The following is a 16,641-nucleotide window of genomic DNA, read 5'->3' as shown; positions in this document are numbered from 1 at the left end:
CCACCACGCGCCAGCCTCCGGCACGTGAGGCGATCCCGGCCCCCGGACGCCGCCCGCCCTCGAACGGTTGAGCGACCTCGGTAACGCTCAGGCAAAAACCGCCCCCAGGGAGTCCCTTCCAGGAATGGGAGCGTGCCCTTCCGGTGTTCCTCCCCCCGGAGGGCGCCCCACATCCTCCGGCCGGCATGCCCGCAGCAAGGAGGACCGCCAGTGAGCCAGTACGGCAGCAGGCTCGGGCGTCGCTCTACGACGGCAACCCCACGCCGCAGACTGCACCGCCGCCCCCGCCGTGTCGCCATGCTCTCCGTGCACACGTCACCGCTCCACCAGCCCGGCACCGGGGACGCCGGCGGCATGAACGTCTACATCGTGGAGCTCGCCCAGCGCCTCGCCGCGCTCAACATAGAGGTCGAGATCTTCACCCGCGCCACCACCGGCGGTCTGCCGCCCACCGTCGACCTGGCACCCGGCGTCCTCGTCCGCCATGTCGACGCCGGTCCCTACGAGGGCCTCGCCAAGGAAGACCTCCCCGCCCAGCTGTGCGCCTTCACGCACGGCGTGATGCAGGCCTGGGCCGGCCACCGCCCCGGCTACTACGACCTCGTCCACTCGCACTACTGGCTCTCCGGCCACGTCGGCTGGCTCTCCGCCCAGCGCTGGGGCGCTCCCCTCGTGCACGCCATGCACACCATGGCCAAGGTCAAGAACGCCAACCTCGCCGACGGCGACACCCCCGAGCCCGCCGCCCGCGTCATCGGCGAGACCCAGATCGTCGAAGCCGCCGACCGCCTCATCGCCAACACCGCGGAGGAGGCGGACGAACTCGTCCGCCACTACCTCGCCGACCCCGGCAAGGTCGCCGTCGTCCACCCCGGCGTCAACCTCGACCGCTTCAGCCCCGCCGACGGCCGCGCCGCCGCCCGCGCCCGCCTGGGCCTGCCGCAGGACGCCCTGATCCCGCTCTTCGCCGGCCGCATCCAGCCGCTCAAGGCCCCCGACGTCCTGCTGCGCGCCGTGGCCGTCCTCCTCGACGAGCGGCCCGACCTGCGCTCCAGGCTCGTCGTCCCCGTCGTCGGCGGCCCCAGCGGCAGCGGCCTCGCCAAGCCGGAAGGGCTGCAGAAGCTGGCCGCGCGCCTCGGCGTCTCCGACGTCGTACGGTTCCGCCCGCCCGTCGGGCAGGAGCAGCTCGCGGACTGGTTCCGGGCCGCCTCCGTCCTCGTCGTCCCCTCCTACAGCGAGTCCTTCGGCCTGGTCGCCATAGAGGCGCAGGCCGCCGGCACACCGGTGCTCGCCGCGTCCGTCGGCGGACTCCCGGTGGCCGTGCGCGACGGCGAGACGGGCTTCCTCGTCGAGGGCCACGACCCGGCGGCCTACGCGCGCGTGCTCGCCGAGTTCGCCGACCGCCCCGAACTCCCCGCCCGCATGGGCGCGGCAGCCGCCCGGCACGCCCAGTCCTTCGGCTGGGACACGGCGGCGGCCGCCACCGCCGACGTCTACGCGGCCGCGACGCAGGCGCACCGCCGTCGCGTACGCTCCCAGCATGGGTGATGCCGAGAAGACCGCCGCGCAGGTCATCGAGGACGTCCTGAAGGACGCCGAACTGGAATGGGAGAGTCCCGAGCCGGGCAACTACGTCGTCCAGCTCCCCGGCACTCACAAGCTGAAGACGACGCTCTCGCTCATCGTCGGCCGCCACTCCCTCTCCCTGAACGCCTTCGTCATCCGCCACCCCGACGAGAACGAGGCAGGCGTCCACCGCTGGCTCCTGGAGCGCAACCTGAAGCTGTACGGCGTGAGTTACGCCGTCGACCAGCTCGGCGACGTCTACGTCACCGCCCGTCTCCCCCTCGCCGCCGTCACCGCCGACGCGACCGACCGTCTCCTCGGCCAGGTCCTGGAGGCCGCCGACGGGGCCTTCAACACCCTTCTGGAGCTGGGCTTCGCCACCGCGATCCGCCGCGAGTACGCCTGGCGCGTCTCCCGCGGCGAGTCCACCCGCAACCTGGACGCCTTCGCCCATCTGACGCGGCGGGAGGCGCAGTGAGCACGCCGGTCAGCGGACGACGGGCCCCCGCGCATACCGTCCCGGAGTGACCCCGACCCACTTCCTGAAGTGGCGGGTGAGATGGGACTGGTCGAAGAAACCGCTGGCCGCCGCCACCTCCCCGGGCGGCAGACCGCCGAGCAGCAGACCGCGGGCCCGTCCGAGGCGGCGGGACATCAGATACTGGTGCGGCGCGATGCCGTACGCCGTGCTGAACGCCCGCACGAGGTGCGCCGGGTGAGCGCCCAGCAGCCGGGACGCCTCGTTCAGGGCGACACCCTCCAGGACGCGCTCGTCGAGGAGTTCGCGGAGCCGACGGGCCAGGACCGGGTCGCGGCGGACGGATTCCACGGGGCCTTGGGGCCGCAGATGCGAGCGCAGCCGCTCGCCGATCAGCGTCAGCCGGCTGTCCGCCTCCAGTTCGCCGCCGGGCCCGGTGAGCGCCGTGTGCAACTGCCCGACGCGCTGCCGCAGCACGGGGTCCCGCAGGTCGGGACCGTCGACGGCGGCGCCGATCAGATCCGCGCCGAGCACGCTCGCGTCGAGATACAGCACCCGCTTGCGGAAGCCGCCCGGGGTGGCGGCGGAGCCGTTGTGCGGCACGTGCGGCGGCAGCAGCGTCACCGTGTCGTGCGGGGTGCCGTGCTCGTGCCGCTCCAGGTCGTACCGCACGGCCCCGGCGTCCACGATGAGCAGCGTCCACACGTCGTGCACGTGCATCGGGTACGCGTGGTCGGTGAAGTGGGCGTGGAAGACCTCGACGACGCCCGGGACACGCGGGCGCCAGGCGGAGACGTCGGCGACCATGCAAAGAACGTACAAGACCCCGCCGTGGCGGGGGCGGCAGTCTCGCCACATGAGCACGCACCCGAACCGCAACCCGCATGCGGACGTCGACGCCGGTGACGCCCCCGTCCGCTTCGACACGAAGATCGCCGTCCTGCTGCGCGGCGACCTGGAGACCTGGCAGCGCCTGAACGTCACCGCGTTCCTGGTCAGCGGCCTGGGCACCCGGGTCCCCGAGGTGATGGGGGAGCCGTACGAGGACGCGGACGGCGTCGGCTACCTGCCGATGCTCCGTCAGCCGGTGATGGTCTTCGAGGCGACGAAGGAAGCGCTGACGACGGCCCACGCGCGGGTGCTGTCCCGGGCCCTCCCGCGTGCCGTGTTCACCTCGGACCTCTTCGCCACCGGCAACGACCGCGACAACCGCGCGGCGGTGCGGGCGGTGCGGACCGACGACCTGGACCTGGTGGGCCTCGCGGTCTACGGGCCGCGGAACGCGGTGGACAAGGTGGTGAAGGGGGCGCGGATGCATCCCTGACGGATGCGGGAGGTGACGGCCGGGCGGCGGGGGCGGCGGTGAACGCCCCCGCCGCCCGGCGGGTTCGGGAAGGGGACCAGACGGCCGGGTGAGGGCCGGGCGGCCGGTAGCGGGTCAGACGGCCGGGCTGACCTCGGGCTTGCCGCACGCGACTCCGCTCGCCGCCCGAGGCGCGTCCTCGACCCCGTCGGCCGGCTCCGCCGGAGGCACCGCCTCGACCTCGTCAGCGGGCTCCGCCGTCTCAGCCCCGTCGGCCCCGTCCGCCGCTCGCGTCTCCTCCGCCGGCAGCCTCCGGGTCAGCGCGGCGAACCCGACGCCCGCCACCGCTCCGACGACGGCGCACAGCCCCCACAGCCACTCCGCCCCGAACCGGTCGATGACGAGACCGGAGAACACCGGGGCGATCAGCGAGGCCACCGCCCACGACATCGTGTACATGCCCTGGTAGCGCCCCCGCCCGTGGACGGGGGAGAGCCGCACGACGAGACCGGTCTGGGTCGGCGCGTTGACGATCTCGGCGAGCGTCCACACGCAGACGGTGAGCGCGAAGACGCCGACCGACCCGGCGAAGGCGGTGAGCCCGAAACCGGCCCCGGCGAGCACGGACGACACGATGAGCAGCCGCCCGGGGTCACGGTGCTGGATGAGCCGGGTGACCGGGATCTGCAGGACGACGATGAGGAGGCCGTTGACGGCGATGGCCATGCCGTAGTCGGCCGGCGTGAATCCGGCCTCGCCCATCGCCACCGGCAGGCCGATCGCGCCCTGCTGGAAGATGAAGGCGACGGCGAAGGACAGCCCGACGAGCCCCATGAACCGCCCGTCGCGCAGCACGGAGCCCAGACCGACGGCGCTCTCCTCGACGGACGCGTCCTCCCGCACCGGCCGGGACTCGGGGAGCTTGAGGAAGACGACGACCGCGCAGAGCAGGGTCATCCCGCCCTCGATGAGGAAGCCGGCGAGGTAGCTGAACTCGGCGACGAACCCGGCGCCCATGGAGGAGACGGCGAAACCGAGGTTGATGGCCCAGTAGTTGAGCGAGAACGCCCGGACGCGGTCCTCGGGCCGCACGATGTCGGCCATCATCGCCTGCACGGCGGGCCGGGAGGCGTTGGAGGCTGCGCCGACGAGGAAGGCGACGGCCGCGATGGCGACGGGATGCTCCATGAAGCCGAGCAGCGTCACCGACAGACCGGTGGCCACCTGGGCGACGAGCAGCGTGGGCCGCCGCCCGAGCCGGTCCGCCATCACACCGCCGGCGAGGGAGGAGAGGACGCCGCCGAGTCCGTAGAGGGAGGCGACGACACCGGCGTAGACGGCGGAATAGCCACGTTCGAGCGTCAGATACAGGGCCATGAAGGTGGCGACGAACGCCCCGAGCCGGTTGACGAGGGTGCTGGTCCACAACCACCAGAACTCCCGGGGCAGCCCGGAGACGCTCTCGCGGGCGGCACGTCTCAAAGAGGCGACGGACACAGGGATCCCCCGAACGGTAAGAGGCACGGTAAGAGACACGCGCCGGAGGCGCATGTAAGAGGCGAAGACGGCATCGACAACTTACGAGCACGGGGATGTCGATGGCCACTCGATTAACAGATCCCGTCAACCGTCCGCTCTGCGGGCGGGGCGCACCCCCGCCCAAAGGCTTGGATTACGCTCATACGCATGGCCGACGCACCGTACAAGCTGATCCTGCTCCGTCACGGCGAGAGCGAGTGGAACGCGAAGAACCTGTTCACCGGCTGGGTGGACGTCAACCTCAACGAGAAGGGCGAGAAGGAGGCGGTCCGCGGCGGTGAGCTGCTGAAGGACGCCGACCTGCTCCCCGACGTGGTCCACACCTCGCTCCAGAAGCGCGCGATCCGCACCGCGCAGCTCGCCCTGGAGGCCGCCGACCGCCACTGGATCCCCGTCCACCGCTCCTGGCGCCTGAACGAGCGCCACTACGGCGCCCTCCAGGGCAAGGACAAGGCCCAGACGCTCGCCGAGTTCGGCGAGGAGCAGTTCATGCTGTGGCGCCGCTCCTACGACGTCCCGCCGCCGCCGCTCGAGGACGGCTCGGAGTTCTCCCAGTCCGACGACCCGCGCTACGCGACCATCCCGCCGGAGCTGCGCCCCCGCACGGAGTGCCTCAAGGACGTCGTCATCCGGATGCTCCCCTACTGGTACGACGGCATCGTCCCCGACCTCCTCACCGGCCGCACGGTCCTGGTCGCCGCCCACGGCAACTCCCTGCGCGCCCTGGTCAAGCACCTCGACGGCATCTCCGACGCCGACATCGCCGGCCTGAACATCCCGACGGGCATCCCCCTTTACTACGAACTCGACGCCGACTTCAAGCCGCTGACCCCGGGCGGCAAGTACCTCGACCCCGAGGCGGCAGCAGCAGCCATCGAGGCGGTCAAGAACCAGGGCAAGAAGAAGTAACGCGACACCGGTAAGCCCCCGACCTGCGCTTTCTTGGCAGGCCGGGGGCTTTTTGGTGGGGCTGGGCCGTCAGCCGGTTGATCCCGCCGTGCTCAGTGCTGCAGGAAGTCCGGCTCAGGCTGTTCTCTCGTCTCCGCCTGGGCTCCCGCATCACGGAGGGCCGACACGGCTGCCACCGCTTCTTCCTCGGGCACGCCGGCGAGAACGACGGCGGGAACCTGAGTCGCCAGAACCTTGCTGCGCCACAGGCTGAGTCCCGTCAGTCGACGCACGACCTGGACGACGTCCATCACACGGACACCGAGGTCAGCGAGCACCACGTCATGAGGCACGTCGTCGCAAACCAGCAAGAAGGACTCGCCCGCCATTGCTCTCCCCGCCCCTTCCATCTCGGAGCGTACGAGCCCTCAGACGTCATGTTGCACCGTTTCGGTGGTGCCGAAGACCGTGGCTACGGCTTTGCGGATCCGCTCCTGGCCGGGCGGCATCAGGTGCGCCTGCACGCGCAGCGTCAGGCCCGGCTCCGGGAGCCCGCGCCGCCTCTGCGGTGCGCTGAGGCGATGGGGTCGTGCGCCTTCCGGGATGCGGCTCCTGTGACCGGGCCCTGCAGTCAGGCCGGGACCCGTGATCTTTCCGAGTTGCACTCATGGCTGGGCCGTCGGGGCGAGTTCGTCGATCAGGACGCGGATGCGCTTCTCGATCTCGTCGCGGATCGGGCGGACCGCTTCGACTCCCTGTCCGGCCGGGTCGGGGAGCTCCCAGTCGAGGTAGCGCTTGCCGGGGAAGACCGGGCAGGTGTCGCCGCAGCCCATCGTGATGACGACGTCGGACGCCTGGACCGCCTCCACGGTGAGCACCTTGGAGGCTTCGGCCGAGATGTCGATGCCCACCTCCGCCAAGGCCTCCACCACGGCCGGGTTCACGGTGTCGGCGGGGGCGGACCCGGCGGAGCGCACCTGAACGCGGTCGCCCGCCAGTCGGGTGAGGAAGGCGGCGGCCATCTGGGAGCGGCCGGCGTTGTGGACGCAGACGAAGAGAACGGAGGGGAGCGCGTCGGGAGTGGGCGTCACGGGTGTCTTTCTGAGCGGAGCGGGTCAGGGGGCGGCGAGTCCGGGTTCGCCGTCGGTTGCGGACTGGCGGCCGGGGCGACCGACCCCACCGGCTCAGCCAGGGCCCGGCGGCCGAGCGATGCGCTCATGCGGTCGCCTCATCCGTCCGCGTGGTCGCCAGGAAGGCGGACAACCGGTCCAGGGTCCCGGGAAGGGCCCAGTAGTACACCCATGTCCCGCGACGCTCGCAGTCGATCAGCCCCGCCTGCCGGAGCAGCTTGAGGTGATGCGAGATCGTCGGCTGCGAGAGGTCGAAGGCCGGGGTCAGGTCACACACGCAGACCTCGCCGCCCGACGGCGAGGCGATCATCGACAGCAGCCGCAGCCGGACCGGGTCGCCCAGCGCCTTGAAGATCTTCGCCAGGCCGGCCGCCTGGACGTCGTCCAGGGGAGCGGTCACCAGCCCCGGGCAGCAAGCGGCGGACCCGTCATCCTGCCCGATCACCACGAGTTCTTGCTTCGACATTCTTCTATGTTGACGTTTCTCGATCCAAGGCGCAAGCTCTGTATTGACAGAGGTCAATGCAAGCAGATCGGAGTCACGTCATGTCCCGTGCCCAGCTCGCCCTGCGCGTCAGCGACCTCGAAGCCTCGATCACCTTCTACTCGAAGCTCTTCGGTGCCGAACCGGCCAAGCGCCGCGAGGGCTACGCCAACTTCGCCATCGCCGAACCCCCGCTCAAGCTCGTACTGATCGAGGGCGAGCCCGGCGAGGAGACCCGCCTGGACCACCTCGGCGTCGAGGTCGAGTCGACCGGCCAGGTCACCGCCACCACCACCCGGCTCAAAGAGGCCGGCCTGGCCACCTTCGAGGAGAACGACACCTCCTGCTGCTACGCGCTCCAGGACAAGGTGTGGGTCCACGGCCCCGGCAAGGAGCCGTGGGAGGTCTACGTCGTCAAGGCCGACGCCGACACCCCCGGCAAGAGCGCCGGCCCCCACGGCACCGGCGACGGCTGCTGCACCGGCCAGGTCACCGACGAGGCCCCGGCCGCTGTCGGGTGTTCCTGCGGCTGACCAGTCCGTCGCGCGCCGGCGCGTCCGACGACGGGACGTCAGCTCACGGTCACGAAAAGGGACTCAGGTGCCGTCTCGCGCTGACTGGACATCACTCCCCGGCGCGCCGCCACTCGTAGGCACCGGGTGACGTCTCGACGACCTCTCGGGGACGTCCGAGTGAGAGTTCGGCCGTTCGGCTGCGGACGGCTGAGGCCGTGGGGCCCTGCGGAGGTGCGTCGAGCGCTGATGGCCCGTGTACGGAGCGGAAGGGGCCCGGGCGGGATGCCGGGCCCCTTCAGTGACGGTGTGCTGTCAGCCGCACTGGCACGGGCTTCCCGACTGGCACCCGCACCCGCAGCCCGAGCCACAGCCGCACGCCGCGATCAGGGGCAGGCTCCTGATCTGCACGGGCTGTTCGGTGGGGCGTTCCTGGGTGGGGGCCGCCGGGGTGGAGGTGCTGGGAGCTTCGGCCATGGGTTCCTCCTGGAGGCCTGAAGGCTGGAGCGCCTTGTTGCCCATTGCACGCCCCTGCGGACGGGCGCATCAACGGCGCACGGAGGCTCCGCCGCGCCCGGGGCTCGCTTTTTCGCGCCGGCGCGCCGTCGCGGGCGGTCGCCTCCCCGGACCCACGGCCCCGCGGCCGGTCACGCCCCCTCCGTCCCCGGCACCGGATGGATCTCCGTCGGCAGGTCCTGCTGGAGTTCGTCCGCGTGTTCGCCGGTCACCAGGAACACCACCCGCTTCGCGACCGCCACCGCGTGGTCGGCGAAGCGTTCGTAGTAGCGGCCCAGCAGGGTGACGTCCACCGCCGTCTCGATGCCGTGCTTCCAGCGATCGTCGATCAGGTGCTGGAACAGCGTCCGGTGCAGCAGGTCCATCTCGTCGTCGTCCGTCTCCAGCTGGAGCGCGAGATCGACGTCCTTCGTGATGATCACCTCGGCCGCCTTGGCCATCAGACGCTGCGCCAGCTGGCCCATCTCCAGGATCGTGGCGTGCAGGTCACGCGGCACCGCCCGCTCCGGGAAACGCAGCCGCGCCAGCTTCGCCACATGCTGGGCGAGGTCGCCCGAGCGCTCCAGGTCCGCCGACATGCGCAGCGACGTCACCACTATGCGCAGGTCCGTCGCGACCGGCTGCTGCCGCGCCAGCAGCGCGATGGCCCGCGCCTCCAGGTCGTGCTGAAGCTCGTCGACCTTCTGGTCGGCCTCGATCACGCTCTCGGCCAGCTTGAGATCGGCGTCGAGGATGGCGGTCGTGGCGCGTCCGACTGCCGACCCCACCAGCCGGGCCATCTCCACCAGACTGTCGCCGATCGAGTCCAGTTCCTCGTGGTACGCGTCCCGCATCAGGGTTCCCTCTCGTACGTCGTTCTTCAGGGGCTCCGGGGGCCGGGACCGGCCGTGGAACCGGCGCTGTGAACCCCACGGTGCCACGGTCCGCCCCGTACGCGTCGGTTTCCGTCACCTCAAATGAACCACCACTGGCTCCAAGGTGAACTCTGGGCGACGAGTGTCCGAGGTCCCACACCGATGGCTGTGGCCAGGCCGGACGCCATGCCTAACCTGGACGCATGGACGTGAACGCGGCGGTCGCCGCAGCGGCTGCGATCGCCGGGGTGCTCACCGGCGTCATCGCCATGCTGGCGTTCCGTTGGAGCGAACGCGACCAGAAACGACCCACCAGGACCTCTTTGCACACCGATGCCGTCCTCCCCCCGGGTGTGGACACCGTCCTGTCCGTCCTCCGTTCCTCGGCCGTCGTCCTCGACGAGGCCGACGCCGTCGTCAAGGCCAGCTCGGCGGCGTACGCCCTCGGCCTCGTCCGCGGCGGCAAACTCGCCGTCGAGCCGATGCTCCAGATGGCCCGCGACACCAGACGCGACGGGGAGATACGCCAGGTCGAACTGGATCTGCCCAGACGGGGCACCGGCCGGGGCGAGGCCCTCGCCGTCTCCGCCCGCGTGGCGCCCCTCGGCTCCCGCCTCGTCCTGCTCCTCGTCGAGGACCTCACCGAAGCCCGGCGGATCGAAGCCGTACGACGCGACTTCGTCGCCAACGTCAGCCATGAGCTGAAGACGCCCGTCGGTGCGCTCTCCCTGCTCTCGGAAGCCGTCATGGACGCCTCCGACGACCCGGAGGCCGTGGAACGCTTCGCCGGCCGGATGCAGATCGAGGCCACCCGGCTCACCAACCTGGTCCAGGAGCTCATCGACCTCTCCCGCGTGCAGAACGACGACCCACTGGAGGACGCCGAGCCCGTCGCGGTCGACGAACTCGTCACCGAGGCCGTCGACCGCTGCCGCCACCAGGCCGGCGCCAAGCAGATCACCATGGCCGCCGCCGGCGCCTCCGGCCTGAGCGTCCACGGCAACCGAGGCCAACTGGCCGCCGCCCTCGGCAACCTCGTCGAGAACGCCGTCAACTACTCGCCCGCCCGCACCCGCGTCGGCATAGCCGCCCGCCGGGTGACCGCCCCCGGTGGCGACCTGATCGAGATCGCCGTCACCGACCAGGGCATCGGCATCTCCGACAAGGACAAGGAACGCATCTTCGAGCGCTTCTACCGCGTCGACCCCGCCCGCTCCCGCGCCACCGGCGGCACAGGCCTCGGACTGGCCATCGTCAAGCACGTGGCGGCCTCGCACGGCGGAGAGGTCACCGTGTGGAGCGCCGAGGGACAGGGCTCCACCTTCACACTCCGGCTCCCGGAAGGGGCCGCCCGCCGCCGCGCCGACCCCTACAGCGGCGGCGACGACCACCCCTACGGGGACGACGGCGCGTACGGCGACGATGCCGTCCTCTACGCCGACGGCGTCTACGACCAGGACCCCGGCCCCTACGACCCCGATGCGCCCGCCGGCGGCGCTCGCCGCCCCTCTACTCCCCCGGGCCCCGGCCCCTCCCCGGGGACCCCGGAACACCCCGCAACTCCCGCATCCCCCGACTCAACCGCGTACCAGACGCTTTCCGCCCCGGAGGTCCTTCCGTGACCCGAGTGCTCGTCGTCGAGGACGAGGAGTCCTTTTCCGACGCCCTGTCGTACATGCTCCGCAAGGAGGGTTTCGAGGTCGCCGTTGCGACCACCGGGCCCGACGGACTCGACGAGTTCGAGCGCAACGGCGCCGACCTCGTCCTCCTCGACCTGATGCTGCCGGGGCTGCCCGGCACGGAGGTGTGCCGGCAGCTGCGCGGCCGCTCCAACGTTCCCGTGATCATGGTGACCGCCAAGGACAGCGAGATCGACAAGGTCGTCGGCCTGGAGATAGGCGCCGACGACTACGTCACCAAGCCGTTCTCCTCGCGCGAGCTGGTCGCCCGGATCAGGGCCGTCCTGCGCCGGCGGGGCGAGCCGGAGGAGACGACCCCCGCGGCCCTGGAGGCGGGGCCGGTCAGGATGGACGTCGACCGGCACGTCGTGACCGTCGCCGGCTCGAAGGTCGACCTTCCGCTGAAGGAGTTCGACCTGCTGGAGATGCTGCTGCGCAACGCCGGCCGCGTCCTCACCCGTATGCAGCTCATCGACCGCGTCTGGGGCGCCGACTACGTGGGCGACACCAAGACCCTCGACGTCCACGTCAAGCGCCTGCGCGCGAAGATCGAGCCCGACCCGGGCGCGCCCCGGTACCTGGTGACGGTACGGGGGCTCGGCTACAAGTTCGAGCCGTAGGCCGTCACGGTCGGCCGAGGGCGGTCACCGAAGGCATGACGAAGGGCGGCACCCCACGCGGGGCGCCGCCCTTCGGTCATGCGTACGAGGCGGGACGGGGCTCAGTGGCCGGCGGCCGCCGACTCCGAGGCGCTCGCGGAGGCGGTGCCCGCGCCCGCCGTACCCGGCTGGCCCGCCGACGCGGAGGCCGACGCCGACGCGGAGGCCGAGGCCCCCGGCGCGGACGGGATGTCGCTCGGGCCCCACTCGCTGAAGTAGCTCTCGGCGGGGACGACGAAGGCCATCAGGCTGACCTCGCCGGTCTGGCTGAAGGTGAACGTCACCTTCTGGACGTTGCCGCTCTGGACCGCCTCTTCGCTGCCGCTCACGATCGCGGAGGGGTTGCCCTTGCCGCCGATGACGACCGAACCGCCGGCCGGGATCGTCACCTTGCTCTCACCCTTGGCGGGCTTGATCTCGACGGGCTTGCTCACCCCCTCCACGCTGATCGAGTCCAGCGTCTGCGGCTTGTCGCCGCCGTTGAACACCGTCGCGGAGACCGCGGCCGGACCGGTGGACTCCGGGTCGGGCTGAGTGATGACGACGACGTTCTGCAGCTTGATGTCGCCGACGCTGGTGGCGGCGTTGTCCGGCTTGATCTCCAGCGTCTGGCTGTCGTTGCCGGCACCGCACGCGGCGAGCGTGGCGATCGAGAAAGCAAGGGCGGAGGCGGCGAGGGCGCCGCGTCGAAGGCTGCTGCTCACGGCGGCGGCATCTCCTTGGAACGCGCGGGCAGCTCTCCTGGATAAAGCCACCCTAAGGGTCTGTCAGCGGGCCACAAGGTTACCGAGCCGCTCCCACGCCGCCGCACCCGACCCGCCTCTACGACGTTCTGCACCGGTGAGGGCCGCTCCTGCGGGGGTCGGCACCTCCCGGCACTCGGGTGCCCTGTGGGCGCGGCGGCCACTCACATCACTTCAGTCACCCACGCCACTGCAGTCACAAGTGACCCACCAGTCACTTCAGTCACTTCATCATTCACATAACCGCCACTCGGCGGGACCGGGGATTTTCCGTGAAGGAAAGCGGGGCCGCCCCGGAAATTGATCACCGGGCGCTCGGTCGGCGGTGTGATCCCCCGGCGTGATCAATTCGGGAAACGGCTCGGATGCGACTCGGGACACCGAACGGAGTAGCGGAAGTCGCACACCGACAACCGGACATATGGGGTTGTTCGGGCACTCGGGAGGGGTTGTGGATGCGTGTAACGTACGCGTTTCACCCCCGTCGGACAGCCGCTCCGACCTGCGAATACCTGCTTCCGTGCCCCGCGCGCAGCACGTCCCTGTCGTGGTTGTCAACCCCCGAGATATGCCCTGACCTGCGAAAACGCCATTCAGAACCCGCGGATTCCGTGTTACCCTGGATAGCCACGGAAGGGGTACCTGTCACATGACGTTCAAGGTTGGCGACACCGTGGTCTATCCCCATCACGGGGCCGCGCTGATCGAGGCTATCGAAACTCGTCAGATCAAAGGCGTGGACAAGACCTACTTGGTGCTGAAGGTCGCCCAGGGCGACCTGACAGTGCGTGTGCCAGCGGACAATGCGGAGTTCGTCGGCGTGCGTGATGTGGTCGGTCAGGACGGACTGGACCGGGTCTTCGAGGTGCTGCGCGCGCCGTACGCCGAGGAGCCCACGAACTGGTCGCGTCGTTACAAGGCAAATCTCGAGAAGCTCGCCTCCGGCGATGTCATCAAGGTCGCGGAAGTCGTGCGTGACCTGTGGCGTCGTGAGCGTGAGCGTGGACTCTCCGCCGGCGAGAAGCGCATGCTCGCCAAGGCCCGCCAGATCCTGGTGAGCGAGCTCGCCCTCGCGGAGAACACCAACGAGGACAAGGCGGAGGCGCTCCTCGACGAGGTCCTCGCGTCCTGACGCCGACGCACACAGGCCTCGGCTCAGCACACTGAAATGCCGCGGTGCCCGATGACGTAGCTCAAGTCGCCGGGCGCTGCGGCATGTCCGTGCCCGGACGCCGTACGCACGTCTCTCCCGCAGTGCCGCACACCGTCGCCGATGCCACGCCACCCGAGTGCTCTTCGCATGTCGCCTGCAGCCGATCGCGTCCTGCGGTCGACCGCATGGTGCTTCGGGGGAAGATCCCCCGATTTCCGGGGTGCCGGGCCCGGGCAGCAGGCTCGACCGGCGTCACGGAAGGGTCCGGTCAAGGCGTCGCGCCCGGCACGCTGTCTCCGTACCCACCAAGGCCGAGCACACAAACCTGACAGGAACCGATGTCTGACGATTCGCGTCCCTCGCCCGCCCCGGCCCGCGCGGCCGCGGTCATTCCGGCCGCCGGCCGAGGCGTACGCCTCGGCCCGGGCGCCCCCAAGGCGCTCCGCGCGCTGGGCGGGACCCCCATGCTGATCCACGCGGTGCGCGCCCTCGCCGCCTCCCGCGCGGTCACCCTCGTGGTCGTGGTCGCCCCGCCCGAGGGCGCCGCCGAGGTCAGGTCACTGCTCGACGCGCACTCCCTGCCCGAGCGCACCGACTTCGTCGTCGTCCCCGGCGGCGAGAGCCGGCAGGAGTCGGTCAGGCTCGGCCTCGACGCGCTGCCGCCCGGCCACGACATCGTCCTCGTGCACGACGCCGCCCGGCCGCTGGTCCCCGTCGACACCGTCGACGCCGTGATCGAGGCGGTCCGCGACGGCGCCCGCGCCGTCGTCCCCGCGCTGCCTCTCGCCGACACCGTCAAAGAGGTCGACCCCGCCTCCGCCCCCGGCGAACCTGAGCCGGTCGTCGCCACCCCGGAGCGGGCCCGGCTGCGCGCCGTGCAGACCCCGCAGGGCTTCGACCGCGCCACCCTCATCCAGGCCCACGAGAGCGTGACCGACGAGGTCACCGACGACGCCGGCATGGTCGAACGGCTCGGCCTGACCGTCGTCGCCGTCCCCGGCCACGAGGAGGCCTTCAAGGTGACGCGCCCGCTCGACCTCGTCCTCGCCGAGGCGGTCCTGGCCCGCAGGAGGCTCAACGATGTCTTCTGACGCCCCGCTTCTGCCCCAGGTCGGCATCGGCACCGACATCCACGCCTTCGAGGACGGCCGCGAGCTGTGGTGCGCGGGCCTGAAATGGGAGGGCGAGGGACCCGGGCTGGCCGGCCACTCCGACGCCGACGTCGTCGCGCACGCCGCGTGCAACGCGCTCTTCTCCGCCGCCGGACTCGGCGACCTCGGACAGCACTTCGGCACCGGCCGCCCCGAGTGGTCCGGCGCCTCCGGGGTGACCCTGCTGACGGAGGCCGCCCGGATCGTCCGCGCCGCCGGCTTCACCATCGGCAACATCGCCGTCCAGGTGGTCGGCCCGCGCCCGAAGATCGGCAAGCGGCGCGACGAGGCCCAGAAGATCCTGTCCGACGCGGCCGGCGCCCCCGTCTCCGTCTCGGGCGCCACCACCGACGGCCTCGGCTTCCCCGGCCGGGACGAGGGCCTCATGGCGGTGGCGACGGCACTGGTCGCCCGCACGGGCTGACGGGCCCGAGGCGCTCCCGGCAGCCGCGCCGGGAGCGCCCGCGGGCCGTCATATGCCGTGTCGTGTCACGAATCTGTGGCCCTCGAGCGGAAGAGAGCGGGGCATGGTCCCACGCCCACTACCCTGGAGGGGTGACTATTCGCCTGTACGACACCAGCGCCCGGCAGATCCGTGACTTCTCCCCGCTCCAGCCGGGTTGCGTCTCGATCTACCTGTGTGGCGCCACCGTGCAGGCGGCTCCGCACATCGGGCACATCCGCTCGGGCCTGAACTTCGACATCATGCGCCGCTGGTTCGCCCACCGCGGCTACAACGTCACGTTCATCCGCAACGTCACCGACATCGACGACAAGATCATCGCCAAGTCCCACGACCAGGGCCGCCCCTGGTGGTCCATCGGGTACGAAAACGAGCGCGCGTTCAACGACGGCTACCAGGCACTCGGCTGCCTGCCGCCGACGTACGAACCGCGGGCCACCGGGCACATCCCCGAGATGATCGAGATGATGCGCGGCCTCATCGAGCGCGGACACGCCTACGAGGCCGACGGCAACGTCTACTTCGACGTGCGGTCCTTCCCGGAGTACCTGCGGCTGTCCAACCAGGAACTGGACAACCTGCTCCAGCCCTCCGGCGAGGGCGAGACGGGCAAGCGGGACCCCCGCGACTTCGCCATGTGGAAGGCGACCAAGCCCGGCGAGCCCAGCTGGGAGACGCCCTGGGGCCGAGGCCGCCCCGGCTGGCACCTGGAGTGCTCGGCGATGGCCCACAAGTACCTGGGCACCGCCTTCGACATCCACGGCGGCGGCCTCGACCTGATCTTCCCCCACCACGAGAACGAGATCGCCCAGGCCAAGGCCTACGGCGACGACTTCGCCCGGTACTGGGTGCACAACGCCTGGGTCACCATGAGCGGCGAGAAGATGTCGAAGTCGCTGGGCAACAGCGTCCTCGTCTCCGAGATGGTCAAGCAGTGGCGGCCCATCGTCCTGCGCTACTACCTCGGCACACCGCACTACCGCTCGATGATCGAGTACAGCGAGGAAGCCCTGCGCGAGGCCGAGTCGGCGTTCGCACGGATCGAGGGCTTCGTCCAGCGCGTCGTCGAGAAGGCGGGGGGAGTCGTCGAGCCCGCCCCCGAGGTCCCGCCGGCCTTCGCCGAGGCGATGGACGACGACTTCGGCGTCCCCCAGGCGCTCGCCGTCGTGCACACGACGGTCCGGCAGGGCAACTCCGCCCTCGCCGCCGACGACAAGGAAGCCGCCGTGGCCCGCCTCGCCGAGGTCCGCGCCATGCTCGGCGTCCTCGGACTCGACCCCCTCGACGCACACTGGGCGGGCGAGACCGACCGGGGCGAGGACCTCCACGGTGTCGTCGACAGCCTCGTACGCCTCGTCCTGGACCAGCGCGAAGCCGCCCGGGGGCGCAAGGACTGGGCGACCGCGGACGCCATCCGCGACCAGCTCAACCAGTCCGGCCTCGTCATCGAGGACGGCCCGCAGGGACCACGCTGGTCTCTGGGCCCCCGTTGACAGCACCCTTGATCGATTGTGCCGCCCGGC

Annotated in this window: 18 protein-coding genes; 11 read left to right on the top strand and 7 right to left on the bottom strand. The window is 71.0% G+C overall.

Going from position 1 to position 16,641, the window contains the following annotated elements:
* The first annotated feature begins 210 nt into the window (after positions 1-210).
* A complete protein-coding gene (gene mshA / locus ACIOC0_RS15110; protein WP_402155436.1) occupies positions 211-1,548 on the top strand; it encodes a D-inositol-3-phosphate glycosyltransferase in 1,338 nt (445 codons plus the stop codon).
* On the top strand, positions 1,541-2,044 hold the full coding sequence (locus tag ACIOC0_RS15105; RefSeq protein WP_351091750.1) for a YbjN domain-containing protein: 504 nt from the start codon (positions 1,541-1,543) through the stop codon (positions 2,042-2,044). Before mshA ends, ACIOC0_RS15105 begins: the two co-directional genes overlap by 8 nt.
* A gap of 9 nt (positions 2,045-2,053) precedes the next feature.
* On the opposite strand, the gene ACIOC0_RS15100 is transcribed toward ACIOC0_RS15105, so the two are convergent.
* Entirely contained in the window at positions 2,054-2,851 is a 798-nt protein-coding gene (locus ACIOC0_RS15100) for an AraC family ligand binding domain-containing protein (RefSeq protein ID WP_402155435.1), read from the bottom strand.
* Positions 2,852-2,900: 49 nt separating this feature from the next.
* On the opposite strand from ACIOC0_RS15100, the gene ACIOC0_RS15095 reads away from it, so the two are divergent.
* A complete protein-coding gene (locus ACIOC0_RS15095) occupies positions 2,901-3,368 on the top strand; it encodes a DUF2000 family protein (RefSeq protein WP_402155434.1) in 468 nt (155 codons plus the stop codon).
* 114 nt (positions 3,369-3,482) lie between these two features.
* Here the strand turns inward: ACIOC0_RS15095 and ACIOC0_RS15090 are convergent, their stop codons facing one another.
* The gene (locus ACIOC0_RS15090; protein WP_402155433.1) at positions 3,483-4,844 is read right to left on the bottom strand and encodes an MDR family MFS transporter; all 1,362 of its coding nucleotides are present in this window, start codon (positions 4,842-4,844) and stop codon (positions 3,483-3,485) included.
* A 189-nt stretch (positions 4,845-5,033) separates the two neighbouring features.
* On the opposite strand from ACIOC0_RS15090, the gene ACIOC0_RS15085 reads away from it, so the two are divergent.
* Positions 5,034-5,795 carry a phosphoglyceromutase gene (locus ACIOC0_RS15085; RefSeq protein WP_402155432.1) on the top strand — a complete coding sequence of 254 codons (762 nt, stop codon included), beginning with the start codon at positions 5,034-5,036 and terminating at the stop codon, positions 5,793-5,795.
* Positions 5,796-5,887: 92 nt separating this feature from the next.
* Here ACIOC0_RS15085 and ACIOC0_RS15080 read toward each other — a convergent pair whose 3' ends face one another.
* The 3 genes from ACIOC0_RS15080 to ACIOC0_RS15070 all read right to left on the bottom strand — a co-directional run bounded on the left by ACIOC0_RS15080 (position 5,888) and on the right by ACIOC0_RS15070 (position 7,370).
* Positions 5,888-6,163 (bottom strand): ribosomal protein L7/L12, encoded by a 276-nt coding sequence (locus ACIOC0_RS15080; RefSeq protein WP_402155431.1) that lies wholly within the window; start codon positions 6,161-6,163, stop codon positions 5,888-5,890.
* A gap of 276 nt (positions 6,164-6,439) precedes the next feature.
* Positions 6,440-6,865, bottom strand: a complete 426-nt coding sequence (locus ACIOC0_RS15075) for an arsenate reductase ArsC (RefSeq protein ID WP_402155430.1) — start codon at positions 6,863-6,865, stop codon at positions 6,440-6,442.
* 124 nt (positions 6,866-6,989) lie between these two features.
* Positions 6,990-7,370: an ArsR/SmtB family transcription factor gene (locus ACIOC0_RS15070; protein ID WP_402155429.1), complete on the bottom strand. Its 381-nt coding sequence runs from the start codon at positions 7,368-7,370 to the stop codon at positions 6,990-6,992.
* An 80-nt stretch (positions 7,371-7,450) separates the two neighbouring features.
* Between ACIOC0_RS15070 and ACIOC0_RS15065 the strand changes: the two genes are divergently transcribed.
* Complete coding sequence (locus ACIOC0_RS15065; protein WP_402155428.1) at positions 7,451-7,921, top strand: ArsI/CadI family heavy metal resistance metalloenzyme; 471 nt, start codon at positions 7,451-7,453, stop codon at positions 7,919-7,921.
* A 626-nt stretch (positions 7,922-8,547) separates the two neighbouring features.
* Here ACIOC0_RS15065 and phoU read toward each other — a convergent pair.
* Positions 8,548-9,249, bottom strand: coding sequence for a phosphate signaling complex protein PhoU (phoU, locus tag ACIOC0_RS15060; protein ID WP_402155427.1), 702 nt, complete (start codon positions 9,247-9,249; stop codon positions 8,548-8,550).
* Positions 9,250-9,473: 224 nt separating this feature from the next.
* On the opposite strand from phoU, the gene ACIOC0_RS15055 reads away from it, so the two are divergent.
* Together ACIOC0_RS15055 and ACIOC0_RS15050 are read left to right on the top strand one after the other, a co-directional pair.
* A complete protein-coding gene (locus tag ACIOC0_RS15055) occupies positions 9,474-10,892 on the top strand; it encodes a sensor histidine kinase (RefSeq protein WP_402155426.1) in 1,419 nt (472 codons plus the stop codon).
* Positions 10,889-11,569 (top strand): response regulator transcription factor, encoded by a 681-nt coding sequence (locus ACIOC0_RS15050; protein ID WP_351091731.1) that lies wholly within the window; start codon positions 10,889-10,891, stop codon positions 11,567-11,569. Before ACIOC0_RS15055 ends, ACIOC0_RS15050 begins: the two co-directional genes overlap by 4 nt.
* 101 nt (positions 11,570-11,670) lie before the next feature.
* Here ACIOC0_RS15050 and ACIOC0_RS15045 read toward each other — a convergent pair whose 3' ends face one another.
* Positions 11,671-12,312: a DUF461 domain-containing protein gene (locus ACIOC0_RS15045; RefSeq protein ID WP_402155425.1), complete on the bottom strand. Its 642-nt coding sequence runs from the start codon at positions 12,310-12,312 to the stop codon at positions 11,671-11,673.
* 688 nt (positions 12,313-13,000) lie between these two features.
* On the opposite strand from ACIOC0_RS15045, the gene ACIOC0_RS15040 reads away from it, so the two are divergent.
* The 4 genes from ACIOC0_RS15040 to cysS all read left to right on the top strand — a co-directional run bounded on the left by ACIOC0_RS15040 (position 13,001) and on the right by cysS (position 16,611).
* A complete protein-coding gene (locus tag ACIOC0_RS15040; RefSeq protein ID WP_003953493.1) occupies positions 13,001-13,483 on the top strand; it encodes a CarD family transcriptional regulator in 483 nt (160 codons plus the stop codon).
* A 359-nt stretch (positions 13,484-13,842) separates the two neighbouring features.
* Positions 13,843-14,595, top strand: coding sequence for a 2-C-methyl-D-erythritol 4-phosphate cytidylyltransferase (gene ispD / locus ACIOC0_RS15035; protein ID WP_402155424.1), 753 nt, complete (start codon positions 13,843-13,845; stop codon positions 14,593-14,595).
* Positions 14,585-15,079, top strand: coding sequence for a 2-C-methyl-D-erythritol 2,4-cyclodiphosphate synthase (ispF, locus tag ACIOC0_RS15030; RefSeq protein ID WP_402155423.1), 495 nt, complete (start codon positions 14,585-14,587; stop codon positions 15,077-15,079). Before ispD ends, ispF begins: the two co-directional genes overlap by 11 nt.
* 131 nt (positions 15,080-15,210) lie before the next feature.
* Positions 15,211-16,611, top strand: coding sequence for a cysteine--tRNA ligase (gene cysS / locus ACIOC0_RS15025; protein WP_402155422.1), 1,401 nt, complete (start codon positions 15,211-15,213; stop codon positions 16,609-16,611).
* The last annotated feature ends 30 nt before the right edge of the window (positions 16,612-16,641 follow it).

It is taken from the genome of Streptomyces sp. NPDC088254, assembly GCF_044740925.1.
Taxonomy (GTDB): domain Bacteria; phylum Actinomycetota; class Actinomycetes; order Streptomycetales; family Streptomycetaceae; genus Streptomyces.
The sequence above is the reverse complement of the archived record's forward strand: the minus strand, read 5'-3'. Positions and strand labels throughout refer to the sequence as shown.